This is a genomic window from Pseudomonas arabinosi, from assembly GCF_047758675.1.
GTDB classification, from domain to species: Bacteria; Pseudomonadota; Gammaproteobacteria; order Pseudomonadales; family Pseudomonadaceae; genus Aquipseudomonas; species Aquipseudomonas arabinosi.
In genome coordinates, this window is sequence record NZ_CP180480.1 from 2,738,320 (window position 1) to 2,750,324 (window position 12,005).

The window sequence follows — 12,005 nt, forward strand, 5'->3', positions numbered from 1 at the left end:
AAGACGTTCCGGCTTCCGCCGCAATGGCCTGCCGCGTCGACAGGGCTCAAAGCCCCCGGCGTTGGAGAGCATGCCATGGACCGTCTATTCCTTGCCGTCGAACCGGCGCTGTTGGACTGTGTACCGTCTCGCTTTTCCAGTGAGCAACTGGCCCAGGCACGCTCGCTGGCCGCCAGTTCCGGCGAACGGGTACTGGAAGCCCTCGGGGGATTGTGCGAACTGGCCCCCATGCCCTTCATCCAGTGCCTCGGCGCGACCCTGCATTATCCGGTGCTCGACACCGACAGCCTGTTCAAAGCCACCCCGGTGTTCGACCGGGTCACCCTGGCCCAATGCCTCAAGCGCGAATTCATCCTGCTGCGTCACGACGATGCGGTTATCGGTGTGTTTGCCGACCCCTTCGATACTTCACGCCTGGCCTGGATCGACGACTGCCTGCACGGCGCGCCGCTGTACCTGGTGCATGCCGACGACCTGAAGGCCTACCTGGCACGCCACGAAGAGAGCTTCCACGCGGTGGAATCGCTCAACGCCCAGGCCGACGCCAATGTCGAAATCGATACCCTGCAAAGCCTGTCACTGACCAGCATCAGCGAAGACGCCAGCGTCGTCGTCAAACTGGTCAACTCGACCCTCTACGACGCGCTGAAAATGCACGCCAGCGATATCCATCTGGGCACTACCGGCAGCGGCCTGGTGATCAAGTACCGGATCGATGGCGTGCTGAACAACATCAGCAAAATCCAGGGCAGCGAATTCGCCGAGCAAGTGATTTCCCGGGTCAAGGTCATGGCCGAACTGGACATCGGCGAAAAACGCGTGCCCCAGGACGGCCGCTTCAAGATTGGCATCAGCGGCCGGCAGATCGACTTCCGGGTCTCGATCATGCCGAGCATTTTCGGCGAAGACGCGGTGTTGCGGGTCCTCGACAAACAGGACCTGGCGGACAAGGTCTGCGGCGTTCAGTTGCAAGCCCTGGGCTTCGAGGACGAAACCCTGCGTCATCTGCGTCGGCTGGCGGCCGAACCTTACGGCATGGTGCTGGTGACCGGCCCCACCGGTAGCGGCAAAACCACCACGCTGTACGCGATGATCACCGAGATCAACCACGGCGTTGAAAAGATCATCACCATTGAAGACCCGGTGGAGTACCAACTGCCGGGCGTGCTGCAAATCCCGGTCAACGAAAAGAAAGGCCTGACCTTCGCCCGTGGTTTGCGCTCGATCCTGCGCCATGACCCGGACAAGATCATGGTCGGTGAAATCCGCGACCCAGACACCGCGCAGATCGCCGTGCAATCGGCGCTCACCGGGCACCTGGTGTTCACCACCATTCACGCCAACAACGTGTTCGACGTGATCGGCCGCTTCACCCAGATGGAAATCGACCCTTACAGCCTCGTGTCGGCACTCAATGCGGTGCTGGCCCAGCGTTTGATCCGCCTGGTCTGCGCCAGTTGCAGCGCGCCGGCTTACCCGACCGATGAAGAATTGCGCCTCTCCGGCCTCGATCCGCAACAGGTCGATCACTACCACTTTGTCCACGGCAAGGGCTGCGGCCATTGCCGGGGCACCGGTTACCGCGGGCGGACGGCGATTGCCGAACTGCTGCACCTCGACGACGAGCTGCGGCAAATGATCGTTGAGCGCCAACCCATTTCGAAAATCAAGGCCCTGGCGTGCAGCCGTGGCTTGCGCCTGTTGCGCGAGTCGGCACTGGAGCTGGTTGCAGAGGGGCGGACCACGCTCGAGGAGATCAATCGTGTCACTTTTATCTCGTGATCGTTTTGTCGCCGTGCTCGGCGCCAGTGGTGTCGGTCTGGGCCAGCGCCGCGGCAGTGAAACCCTGTGGCTGGGCAGCGTCGGTTTTATCGACGAAGGCTTCCATGCCTGGGCCGTGGCGTTGGAAACCCTCGACCGCCTGCTGGGCGAACACGCCCGTCCCGGTGCCGAATTGAGTGTGGTGATCTCCGGGCACTTCAGCCGCTTCTGTCTGGTGCCCTGGAGCGAACAGATCAGCAGCCCTGCCGAATTGCTCGGGTTTGCCCAACTGTGTTTCGAAGACCTTTACGGCGTACCGACGCAACCCTGGAGCATGGTGCTGTCGGCTGAGCCAGCGGGTTATGACCGGGTCGCCACCGCGCTGCCGCAGGACTTGTTGACGCATCTGCGCACGCTGGTCACGGGTCGTGGCCTGCGCCTGCGTTCGGTGCAGCCGTACCTGATGGTGGCGTTCAATCACTTCGATAAAAGCTTCGACGCCGGCGACTTTCTGTTCGTCGTCGCCGAACCGGTGCGCAGTGTGTTGCTGCTGGCGCGGGAAGGGCGCTGGGCATCGGTGCGTTCGGTGGGCAGCAGCGACAGCGACGTCGCGCTGACCGCGTTGATCGGTCGTGAAAGCCAATTGCAGGCGTCTACCAGCGAGCGGCCGCTGAACGTTTACCTGCACGCGCCGGCACGCATTGACTCGCACCCTGCCGTACCCGGTGTGCACCTGCGCACCCTCGAAGAACACCGGACATCCGTACGCGATGGCTTGTACGTTATGTCCCGGGCGGTGGCCTGACATGCGCGCCCTGATGCTCGACTTCCAGCCACGCCGTCGCTCGGGCCCTTTGGGCTGGAGCCTGCTGGTCGGTGGCGTGGTGCTGACGCTGACCTGCTTCTTTGTTCAGCAGCATGTCAGTGAACAGGCCGCGCAACAGCAAGGCCACCTGCAAACCACTCAGCGCGTACTCACTGGCGACACCGGCGGCAAGGTCAGCCTGACCCCGGCGGAAACCCGCGAACAGGCGCACAACCTGGCCGAGATGCGCAAGGTGTCCCAGCAATTGCGCCGGCCATGGGAGCGTCTGTTCGCCATGCTCGAAGCCATGCCCCGGGACGACATTGCGTTATTGACCCTGACCCCGGATGCCCGCAAAGGCCAGGTGCGAATCAGCGCCGAAGCGCGGGATCTGGAAGCCATGCTCGACTTCCACCGCAGCCTCGAAGCCAGCGACGAGCTGTCCGATGTGTCGCTGCTCAGCCACGAAATCGTCGCGAACGTACCCGAACACCCGGTGCAATTCAACCTGTCGGCTAGCTGGGAGATTGGCGATGCAAATCCCTAGATTGATCGTCCACGAATACCTGCAAGGCTTGGGCATTCCCGGCCTGGCAGGGCTGGCGATGTTGCTGCTGGCGCTGGTGTACGGCCTGGTGGGCCTGATGCCGGACTGGCAGTCGCTGCAAACGCTCAGCCAGCAGACGCGCGAAGCCGGCGAGTACCTGGCCAAAGTCGAAGACGGCAGTGTTGCCGCGCCGGTGGTGCCGCAACGTCAGCTCGACGATTTCCGCAGCAAGTTGCCGTCCCAGCCGCAGGCCACCGTGGCCATCGACAAGATTTACGCGCTGGCGGCTCAGGAGCACATCACCCTGGCCCGTGGCGAATATTCCCTGGGCATCGACCCCAAGACGCACCTGGCCCGTTATCAGATTCTGCTGCCGGTGCGCGGCAGCTACCCGCAACTGCGGCGCTTCTTGCACGCCTTGCTCGGCCAGTTGCCGGCGGTGGTGGTGGAGGACGTGGAGTTCCAGCGTAAAAAAATCGCCGACACCGACCTGACCGGGCGGATCCGCATGACCCTTTACCTGTCGAGGTCATGATGAATACCAAACGCGCAGTGGGTTGGGTGGCGTTCTTCGGTGTGGCGGCGGCGCTGACCTGGTTGCCTGAATACTTCACGTCGTCGTCCGAGGAGGGCGATGCGTCGGTGGCTGCCGTGGCCACCCCGACCCAAAGCAAAATCCGCGGTGCGCTGCCTGCCGCGTCCGCCGGCAAAACATCGGCAGCGATCAAGGACCTGAGCCCGGCTGGCGACCTGTTCGCCGCCCGTAGCTGGAAGGCTGCGCCGCAGCTCGCCACCGTCAACGAACAACCCGTCAACCTGATCACGGAGGTGCAAGTCCCCACGGCACCACCGATGCCTTTCCAGTTCATTGGCAAGCTGAATGACCGTTCCGACCTGCAAGTGTTTTTGCAGAGCGGCGAAAAAATATACGTCGTGCGCAAGGGGGATGTGATCGACGACACCTGGCGGATCGAAGGGATTTCCGATGTGGAACTCAGCTTTGTCTACCTGCCTCTGCATTTGTCTCAGACTTTGTCTGTGGGGAGCACGCAATGAACAGATCCCGTTTGCTGATGAACCTTTTCCTTTGTGCAGGGCTGGCCGCGTGCAGTTCGGCGCAGGTTGCCAAGCAAGAGGCGACCGACCTGATGGAGTCGGGACAATACGAAGCTGGCCTGGCCCGCATCGAGGAAGGACTGAAGGAAAACCCTCGCGACACCGAGCTGCACCTGGCCCTGAACAGCGGCCGTGCTCGTGCAGTAACGGCGCTGTTGACCCAGGGCGACATGGATCGCGCCCAGCGTGACTTCGCTTCCGCCCGCCAGGCTTACAGCCGGGTGTTGACCATCGAACCGAACAACCGCCGTGCCCAGGACTCGCTGCGTCAGCTCGATCACATGCGCAGCCAGGATGAAAAACTCGAACTGGCCCGTGGGGACCTGCGTCGCGGTGACATCTACGGTGCCGACCGCCAGGTGAAACAGATCCTCGAACTGGACCCGAAGAATGAAGGGGCGCTGGAGCTGCAAAGCGACGTCCGCCTGGTGCAAAGCCGCAACGTGGTTCCGTATCCGCAACTGCGGACCCGTCTCGATCGGCCGGTGACCCTGGAGTTTCGCGAAGCCAACCTGAAAACCATCTTCGAAGTGCTGTCGCAGGTCGCCGGTTTGAATTTCATCTTCGACAAGGACCTGCGCCCGGACATGAAAGCCACCATCTTCGTGCGTGACGTGCGCATCGAAGACGCGGTGGAACTGCTGCTGCAACAGAATCAGCTGCACCAGAAAGTGGTGAACGAAAACACCTTGCTGATCTACCCGGACTCACCACAGAAACTCAAGGATTACCAAGAGCTGGTGATGCGCACCTTCTACCTGACCAGCATCGATGCCAACACCGCGCTGAACATGATCAAAACCATGCTCAAGACCCGCGATGTGTTCGTCGACGAACGCCTCAATACCCTGACCATGCGCGACTCTGAAGACGCTATCCGCATGGCTGAAAAACTCCTGCAATCCCAGGACCAGTCCAATCCTGAAGTGGTGCTGGAAGTGGAGGTGATGGAAGTCGCCACCCAGCGGATTCTCGACCTGGGCCTGCAATGGCCGAACACCTTCGGCGTGGTCAACAGCGACGGCTCGGCCGTGACCCTGCTCGATCAACTCAAAGGCATCAACTCCAGCCGGATCTCCATTTCGCCGTCGCCGCAGGCCAAGATCAACGCTCAGGACAACGACATCAACACCCTGGCCAGCCCGGTGATTCGCGTCAGCAACCGCGAACAGGCGCGCATCCACATTGGTCAGCGTGTACCGATCATCAGCGCCACTTCGGTGCCTTCGACTCAAGGGCCGGTGATCACCGAAAGCGTCACCTACCTCGATGTCGGTCTTAAACTTGAAGTACAGCCGACCGTGCACCTGAACAACGAAGTGGCGATCAAAATAGCCCTGGAAGTGAGTAACGCCACGCCGCTGGAACCGACCCGCCAGGGCACCATTCCGGTTCAGGTCGACACCCGCAACGCCCAGACCACCCTGCGTCTGCATGACGGCGAAACCCAGATCCTCGCCGGCCTGATGCGCAACGACCATGGCGCCACGGGCAACAAAATCCCCGGTCTTGGCGACATTCCAGGTCTTGGCCGCTTGTTCGGCAGCAACAAGGACACCGTCGGCAAGTCGGAGCTGGTGCTGTCGATCACGCCACGAATCGTGCGCAACCTGCCGTACCAGAGCCCGTCGGACATGGAGTTCACCACCGGTACCGAAACCAGCATGCACATCCAGGCTCCGGACCGCGGGATGGACTCGGCGATTCGTACAGAGGCCCTGAGCGCTCCGGTTGCTTCCACCCACGTTGTCGTCGAGAAGCCTTGATCATGAACGCCTCGCAACGCGGTTTTACCCTGATCGAAGTCGTGGTGACGCTGGCCCTGATCGGCCTGCTGGCCGGTATGGTTGCGCCGCTGACCGAGACCGTGGTACGCCGGGGCAAGGAGCAGGAACTGCGCACGGCGCTGTATCAGATTCGCGATGCCATCGACGCCTACAAACGTGCGTTCGACGCCGGCTACATCGAGAAATCCCTGAACAGCAGCGGCTACCCGCCGAACCTGCAAGTGCTGGTGGACGGTGTGCGCGATGTGCGCAGCGCCAAGGGTGCCAAGTTCTTCTTTTTACGGCGCGTGCCCCATGACCCGCTGGCGCCGGTCAAGCGTGATGACGAAGGTGGCTGGGGCGTGCGCTCCTACGACAGTACGGCTCAAAACCCGCGCGAAGGCGAAGACGTTTTTGACGTCTACTCCAAGGCTCGCGGCAAGGGTCTCAACGGAATCGCCTACCGGGAGTGGTGAGATTATGCGACGGGAAAAGGGTTTTACCCTGCTGGAACTGATGGTGGTCATGGCAATCATCGCCACCCTGATGACCATCGCCTTGCCACGCTATTTCACCAGCCTCGAGGTCTCAAAAGAGACCACGCTGCGCCAGAGCCTGTCGGCCATGCGCGAAGCACTGGACCACTATTACGGCGACACCGGGCGTTATCCCGACTCCATCGAACAGTTGGTCGAGCAGCGTTACTTGCGCAACCCGCCGATGGACCCGATTGCCGAACGCAAAGACCTCTGGGTGCTGGTGGCGCCGCCTGATGGCGTGCCGGGCGGGGTCGCCGATATCAAAAGCGGAGCCACAGGGAGGGCGCGTGATGGCAGCCTGTATTCCGAGTGGTAAGCCCTCGAACGAGGCCGGTTTCACTTACCTGGGTGTGCTGTTTCTGATCATGTTGATGGGCCTGGGCCTGGCCAGCGCCGGCGAGTTGTGGTCCACCGCGTCGCGTCGTGATCGTGAACGCCAGTTGCTCTGGGTCGGCACTCAATACGCCCAGGCATTGCGCAGTTACTACCGCAGTTCACCTGGTCTGGCCCAGTACCCGAAAGAACTGGCGGACCTGTTGCAGGACGAGCGTTTTCCGTCGCCCAAGCACCACTTGCGCAACCTCTACCCAGACCCGATTGGTGGCGGCGAATGGACGTTGATGCGCGGGTTCGACGGACGCATCACCGGCCTCAGCAGTCCCTCCACGGACACGCCGCTCAAGCAGGCGGATTTTCCCAGTCAATGGTCGGACTTCACCGGCATGGCGAGCTACAAGGACTGGCAGTTCGTGGCCGAGAAGGCCTTCCTTGATGGCGCGTCCGCACCCAAAGGCCAATCCAAAACGCCTCAGGCGCTGGGGCAGTGATGCCATGAACAGACACTGGCTACCGGCCCTGGTCCTGATGCTGATGACGTCCTTCGTATCGGCTGCCGAAGAAGACGAAATGCTGGGTTTTATCGTCGACGACACGATCTCGCACATCGGCCACGACTTTTACTACTCGTTCAGTGAACGCCTGCGCGCCACCAGTCCGATGGACTTCAACCTGGTGGTGCGTGAACGACCTTCGGCACGCTGGGGCAGCCTGGTGACCGTCGAATATCAGCAACGATTGGTTTATCGGCGCTTCCTGCCGCCGAACACCGTGGAGTTGAAGGACGAGGCCTATGAGGCTGCCGATCTGGTCCGCGTGCAGATCGTCCAGCGCAAGCTGGAAACCTTGTTGCAAGACACCACCGACCTTGAGAGGGACGAACTATGAACACTGGAACTTTCTCGAAACGCACGGGCATGTGGTTATTGGGGCTGGGCAGCTGTGGGCTGGTCCAGGCCACGGAGCTGGTCTATACGCCCGTCAACCCGTCGTTTGGCGGCAACCCGTTGAACGGGACCTGGCTGCTCAACAACGCCCAGGCGCAGAACGATTACGACGACCCTGACTTGAAGAACCGTACCAGCGCGGCCGGCACGTCGGCCCTGGAGCGCTTCACCAGTCAGCTGCAATCACGGTTGTTAGGGCAGTTGATGGACAACATCTCCGCGGGCAATGCCGGGAGCCTGACCACTGACGCTTTTGTTGTGAACGTCATCGACGACTCCGGTGCACTGACTATTGAAGTGACGGACCGAGCGACCGGTGAAGTTTCCGAAATCCAGGTGAACGGCCTGGCCCCTTGACGGGGATTTGGGTCGATGGGGAGTTAAGGACATGAAAAAAATAATAGCGCTGGGGCTGATGTTGGCGGCATTGCAAGGGTGCAGTTTGCGCGAGCCGATGGGGGCCGAGCAGGACACCGAATCACCGACCCTGACACCTCGGGCGTCGACCTATTACGACTTGCTGAACATGCCACGACCCAAGGGGCGGTTGATGGCGGTGGTGTATGGCTTCCGGGATCAGACCGGGCAGTACAAACCGACCCCGGCCAGTTCGTTTTCCACCAGCGTGACCCAGGGCGCGGCGAGCATGTTGATGGATGCATTGCAGGCCAGTGGCTGGTTTGTGGTGCTGGAGCGTGAGGGGCTGCAGAACCTGTTGACCGAGCGCAAGATCATTCGCGCCTCGCAGAAAAAGCCCAATACTCCGGTGAACATCCAGGGTGAGTTGCCACCGTTGCAAGCGGCCAATTTGATGCTTGAGGGCGGGATTATTGCCTATGACACCAACGTGCGTAGCGGTGGGGAAGGGGCGCGGTACTTGGGGATCGATATTTCCCGGGAGTATCGGGTGGATCAGGTGTCGGTGAACCTTCGTGCCGTCGATGTGCGCAGTGGGCAGGTGTTGGCCAATGTGATGACCAGCAAGACGATTTATTCGGTTGGGCGCAGTGCCGGGGTGTTCAAGTTTATCGAGTTCAAGAAGTTGCTGGAGGCTGAGGTCGGGTACACCACGAACGAGCCGGCGCAGTTGTGTGTGTTGTCGGCGATCGAGTCGGCTGTGGGGCACCTTTTGGCGCAGGGGATTGAGCGGCGGTTGTGGCAGGTGGCCGGGGATAATTCTTCGCCTGACAACAATGCGACGCTTGACCGCTATTTGACTCAGAACAAGGTTGTTCCTGAGGGGGAGGAAGAGTGAGCCGAGGCGGCCTGATAGCCGACCAGTTTCCCCCAGATGTACCCAGTCCAACTGTGGGAGCGAGCCTGCTCGCGATGGCGGCCTGATAGCCGACCTATTTCTTTCAGGCGTACATATCCATTCCTGCGGTAACGGCCGCTAATGGTTTCGCTCTTACAGCGAGTCACTTTTTCAAACGACAAAAAGTAACCAAAAGTCTTCGCCCCGAGCGTCCGGCCCCTCGCCTAGGCTCGGCGTTCCTTCGTTCCGGCATTCATCTGGGGGCATCGCCTCCGGTCGGCTTCGCTTCGACCTCCTCTCGATGTGTTCGACTTCGTCGAACGGCGCTGCGCGCCTGCCCCCCAGATGAACACCTCCACTCAGCCTCCCGAAGGGGCGGGTGGATCAAGATCAAGAGCGGCAGGCGAGCTAACGCTCGGCCTGTTGAGTGGTGGAGTCGTGAGTGCGGCTGGGTGCCGTACTCGATTGTAGGAGCAGAGCTAGCAAGCGAAGGCGGTGACTAAAACTACCGAATCACCGTAATTCAACATTGCCTCATTTACTTCACCAATCCGAGGTATTCAGTCCATCCCCAGAGAACAAATAGGCCGAAGACAGAACATGCATTGATTCGATACGGAATTTCTATCCAGCGCCGCAGGTGCAAAGGAAAACGCTGTATGTCTTCCAGTGCAAGGGGATTATCCAGTAAGAGCCTAGAGGGGCGTTTGCGGATTATGGCGGTGATCAAGTTGAGCCGATGCCTGCGACTGTACAAGCCATTCCCCCCCTTGTTGTTAGCCTGAATGAGGTAGCAGTGAGTGAGGTGAGACTCCATTTCGTTGAGTTTGAAAAAGCTTACATAAACCATCACCGCCAGGTTGAGAGCCATCAAAAAGAACAACGCAATCACGATCGCGGCGTAAAGCAATTTTATTTCAATCATGGACAGTAGCTTCATATAAGACTTCAGCCGCTGATTCGACGGCTTTTGAACCTGCGTTTCCACCTGCCGACGCTGCCGCACCGCTTATGACCAAGACGCAAATCACTCCACCGATACCGCGCGTTTTCAACGCCACACCTGCGCAATACTCCATCGTTATCGGTGCTGTGTAGGTCGTTACAATGGCAGCCCCACCAATGTTGCCCGCCAGTTTTGCTCCTTCGATATATTTCACCTTCCGACAGGACTCTTCAGCTCCTGCCCGACAGACTTCATTGATACGCATGCTGGCGGCTGCGGTCGCCAAGCCAATGCCGACATAACCACCGGCTTGCATATATTTGACCGCTCGGGCTACTCCATCAATATTTGTGGCATAGCCGGGAAGCTGCATCGGTGCCCCGGCCTTATCCCAGCGGTGAATTGTTCGTCGCGTGGACAACCCCAGCGCTCGTTTGAGCTTTGGATGATCAGCAATTCCGGTGCCTTTGCGCACCAGCGGTCCCAGCCCGGCATCCAGATTCGCCATGATGCGTTTACGCTTGGCAAAAAAATCCGTGGAGTTCAGGTGACCGTACTGTCGGTATTGCTGCTGATGCAGCTCTTCCAGATTTTTCAGATTGTTTTTAAGACTCTCCAGATGCTGCCCAATCATGAATGACGCCACCCCTAGCGACCCCGCAGACACCTCCAAAAACGGTTCGATGACCTCATGGTGCTCAACCATAAACGAAGCCTCCTCATCACTCAGATCCTTGAGCGCCTCGTTCACCTTCTCGGCAGCGATCATCATCTGCGCCTCTTCACGCCGGCACATGTAGTGCCGTGGATCGCTGAAGATCACCATTTGCCCCGGTTTCACCCTTTCGCCGAGATGGCGATTGAGTGAACGGAATTCTCGTAGTAATGCATCGCTTGGTGAGCCCTCGTGCAGTGAGCGTTCCAGCGACTCCAGGCTCATGGGCTTTTCAACAATGTGAAATCCAGACTCCGCTGGCTTGGGCAAAGTGTAGGCGTGATCTTCGACCAAATGTTGCGCCGGGGCTGGTTCGGGTTTGGTTTTGAAACCGTTCCATGATCCGCCTCCGTTATCCGTATTGACGCGCGGCGTGACTATCGCCCAATCGCCGTTGCTAACGGCGTTGATAAGCTTCTGCTGGTTGGCTGCCTGCATGTAATTTGAGCGGTTGGCACCCACGGCATTCAGCAGGTCGTCGAAGCCTTGCAAGTCGTACGGGTAGTTCAGGGCCTGACGCAGTGCGTCGGTGGCTTGATGGCTGTCGAGTACTTGGCCGCTCTGGCCGGCGAGTTGGTGTTGGGGGATGAGTGTGGTCACGCTTTGTGTCCGGTCCTTGGAAACCGGGCACTTTGGCGATAGGGCTCAATGGTGGATGCCGGGGGATTCGGTTTGGCTTGTAGGGGAAGTCCGAATTTTTCTCGGTGTTTGGGGGCGGGTGGTTTGTCAGTAGGTTATTGGCTGAATGACAGGGCCAATCGCGGGCAAGCCACACTCCCACAGTTGATCGGCGTCGTGTTCAAAACAGTGCGGGCGTACTCGAGAAGGCGGCCTGATAGCCGACCAATTTCCCTCAGATGTATACCGTCCAACTGTGGGAGCGAGCCTGCTCGCGATGGCGGTGTGTCATTCAGCATTGATTTCGGCTGACCCAATGCCATCGCGAGCAGGCTCGCTCCCACAGGGGATATGTGCTGAGTTGAGGGGGGGGTTAAGAGTGTTTAACGTTACTTCCTGAAAGCTACAGATCCTTACGCCGTTGCCTACGACTGCGCCAGAATCCACCGGCTTGTGCGCTTTGTACCTGGTCTTTATCGTTTCCGGGCCGCTGAATTCAGCGGCCGGGTTTAGCGACCCGGACTATTCAAAGTGCATCAGTGCTCCTGACTTTCTTGCAGACTTTTGACGTCTGCAATTACGTTACGGTGGCTGTATGCGGGAGATCTTTGGGTCTGCCGGGTGCCTTTGACCGGTTCGCTAACCTGCATACAG

At 59.7% G+C, this 12,005-nt stretch carries 14 protein-coding genes; 12 read left to right on the top strand and 2 right to left on the bottom strand.

Annotated elements, in window-relative coordinates; genetic code table 11:
- Positions 1-75 precede the first annotated feature (75 nt).
- From ACMXYJ_RS12765 to ACMXYJ_RS12820, 12 genes are read left to right on the top strand one after another with little or no spacing between them, the layout of a single operon-like run.
- Positions 76-1,782, top strand: coding sequence for a GspE/PulE family protein (locus ACMXYJ_RS12765; protein WP_415760090.1), 1,707 nt, complete (start codon positions 76-78; stop codon positions 1,780-1,782).
- Positions 1,763-2,566, top strand: coding sequence for a hypothetical protein (locus tag ACMXYJ_RS12770; RefSeq protein ID WP_415760091.1), 804 nt, complete (start codon positions 1,763-1,765; stop codon positions 2,564-2,566). The genes ACMXYJ_RS12765 and ACMXYJ_RS12770 overlap by 20 nt, the downstream gene beginning before the upstream one ends.
- A gap of 1 nt (position 2,567) precedes the next feature.
- Complete coding sequence (locus ACMXYJ_RS12775) at positions 2,568-3,113, top strand: PilN domain-containing protein (protein WP_415760092.1); 546 nt, start codon at positions 2,568-2,570, stop codon at positions 3,111-3,113.
- Entirely contained in the window at positions 3,100-3,648 is a 549-nt protein-coding gene (locus tag ACMXYJ_RS12780) for a GspMb/PilO family protein (protein WP_129443230.1), read from the top strand. Before ACMXYJ_RS12775 ends, ACMXYJ_RS12780 begins: the two co-directional genes overlap by 14 nt.
- Positions 3,648-4,169: a hypothetical protein gene (locus ACMXYJ_RS12785; RefSeq protein ID WP_415760093.1), complete on the top strand. Its 522-nt coding sequence runs from the start codon at positions 3,648-3,650 to the stop codon at positions 4,167-4,169. The genes ACMXYJ_RS12780 and ACMXYJ_RS12785 overlap by 1 nt, the downstream gene beginning before the upstream one ends.
- Positions 4,166-5,995, top strand: coding sequence for a secretin N-terminal domain-containing protein (locus tag ACMXYJ_RS12790; protein ID WP_415760094.1), 1,830 nt, complete (start codon positions 4,166-4,168; stop codon positions 5,993-5,995). Before ACMXYJ_RS12785 ends, ACMXYJ_RS12790 begins: the two co-directional genes overlap by 4 nt.
- A gap of 2 nt (positions 5,996-5,997) precedes the next feature.
- Complete coding sequence (locus ACMXYJ_RS12795) at positions 5,998-6,471, top strand: type II secretion system protein (protein ID WP_415760095.1); 474 nt, start codon at positions 5,998-6,000, stop codon at positions 6,469-6,471.
- A 4-nt stretch (positions 6,472-6,475) separates the two neighbouring features.
- Positions 6,476-6,850 carry a type II secretion system protein gene (locus tag ACMXYJ_RS12800; protein ID WP_415760096.1) on the top strand — a complete coding sequence of 125 codons (375 nt, stop codon included), beginning with the start codon at positions 6,476-6,478 and terminating at the stop codon, positions 6,848-6,850.
- Positions 6,825-7,361 carry a type II secretion system protein gene (locus ACMXYJ_RS12805; protein WP_415760097.1) on the top strand — a complete coding sequence of 179 codons (537 nt, stop codon included), beginning with the start codon at positions 6,825-6,827 and terminating at the stop codon, positions 7,359-7,361. Before ACMXYJ_RS12800 ends, ACMXYJ_RS12805 begins: the two co-directional genes overlap by 26 nt.
- 4 nt (positions 7,362-7,365) lie before the next feature.
- Positions 7,366-7,758, top strand: coding sequence for a curli production assembly/transport protein CsgE (csgE, locus tag ACMXYJ_RS12810; protein WP_415760098.1), 393 nt, complete (start codon positions 7,366-7,368; stop codon positions 7,756-7,758).
- A complete protein-coding gene (locus ACMXYJ_RS12815) occupies positions 7,755-8,174 on the top strand; it encodes a curli assembly protein CsgF (RefSeq protein ID WP_415760099.1) in 420 nt (139 codons plus the stop codon). Before csgE ends, ACMXYJ_RS12815 begins: the two co-directional genes overlap by 4 nt.
- 31 nt (positions 8,175-8,205) lie before the next feature.
- Entirely contained in the window at positions 8,206-9,072 is an 867-nt protein-coding gene (locus ACMXYJ_RS12820) for a CsgG/HfaB family protein (protein ID WP_149629467.1), read from the top strand.
- Between the two features lie 538 nt (positions 9,073-9,610).
- Here the strand turns inward: ACMXYJ_RS12820 and ACMXYJ_RS12825 are convergent.
- Together ACMXYJ_RS12825 and ACMXYJ_RS12830 are read right to left on the bottom strand one after the other, a co-directional pair.
- Positions 9,611-9,997, bottom strand: a complete 387-nt coding sequence (locus ACMXYJ_RS12825; RefSeq protein WP_415760100.1) for a hypothetical protein — start codon at positions 9,995-9,997, stop codon at positions 9,611-9,613.
- The gene (locus ACMXYJ_RS12830) at positions 9,990-11,333 is read right to left on the bottom strand and encodes a hypothetical protein (protein ID WP_415760101.1); all 1,344 of its coding nucleotides are present in this window, start codon (positions 11,331-11,333) and stop codon (positions 9,990-9,992) included. The genes ACMXYJ_RS12825 and ACMXYJ_RS12830 overlap by 8 nt, the downstream gene beginning before the upstream one ends.
- Between the last annotated feature and the right edge of the window lie 672 nt (positions 11,334-12,005).

Coding starts and splice junctions, on each gene's coding strand:
- ACMXYJ_RS12815 (WP_415760099.1), top strand. CDS start 7,755: ATGAACACTGGAACTTTCTCGAAACGCACGGGCATGTGGTTATTGGGG.
- ACMXYJ_RS12780 (WP_129443230.1), top strand. CDS start 3,100: ATGCAAATCCCTAGATTGATCGTCCACGAATACCTGCAAGGCTTGGGC.
- ACMXYJ_RS12790 (WP_415760094.1), top strand. CDS start 4,166: ATGAACAGATCCCGTTTGCTGATGAACCTTTTCCTTTGTGCAGGGCTG.
- ACMXYJ_RS12805 (WP_415760097.1), top strand. CDS start 6,825: ATGGCAGCCTGTATTCCGAGTGGTAAGCCCTCGAACGAGGCCGGTTTC.
- ACMXYJ_RS12820 (WP_149629467.1), top strand. CDS start 8,206: ATGAAAAAAATAATAGCGCTGGGGCTGATGTTGGCGGCATTGCAAGGG.
- csgE (WP_415760098.1), top strand. CDS start 7,366: ATGAACAGACACTGGCTACCGGCCCTGGTCCTGATGCTGATGACGTCC.
- ACMXYJ_RS12765 (WP_415760090.1), top strand. CDS start 76: ATGGACCGTCTATTCCTTGCCGTCGAACCGGCGCTGTTGGACTGTGTA.
- ACMXYJ_RS12800 (WP_415760096.1), top strand. CDS start 6,476: ATGCGACGGGAAAAGGGTTTTACCCTGCTGGAACTGATGGTGGTCATG.
- ACMXYJ_RS12785 (WP_415760093.1), top strand. CDS start 3,648: ATGAATACCAAACGCGCAGTGGGTTGGGTGGCGTTCTTCGGTGTGGCG.
- ACMXYJ_RS12825 (WP_415760100.1), bottom strand. CDS start 9,997: ATGATTGAAATAAAATTGCTTTACGCCGCGATCGTGATTGCGTTGTTC.
- ACMXYJ_RS12795 (WP_415760095.1), top strand. CDS start 5,998: ATGAACGCCTCGCAACGCGGTTTTACCCTGATCGAAGTCGTGGTGACG.
- ACMXYJ_RS12775 (WP_415760092.1), top strand. CDS start 2,568: ATGCGCGCCCTGATGCTCGACTTCCAGCCACGCCGTCGCTCGGGCCCT.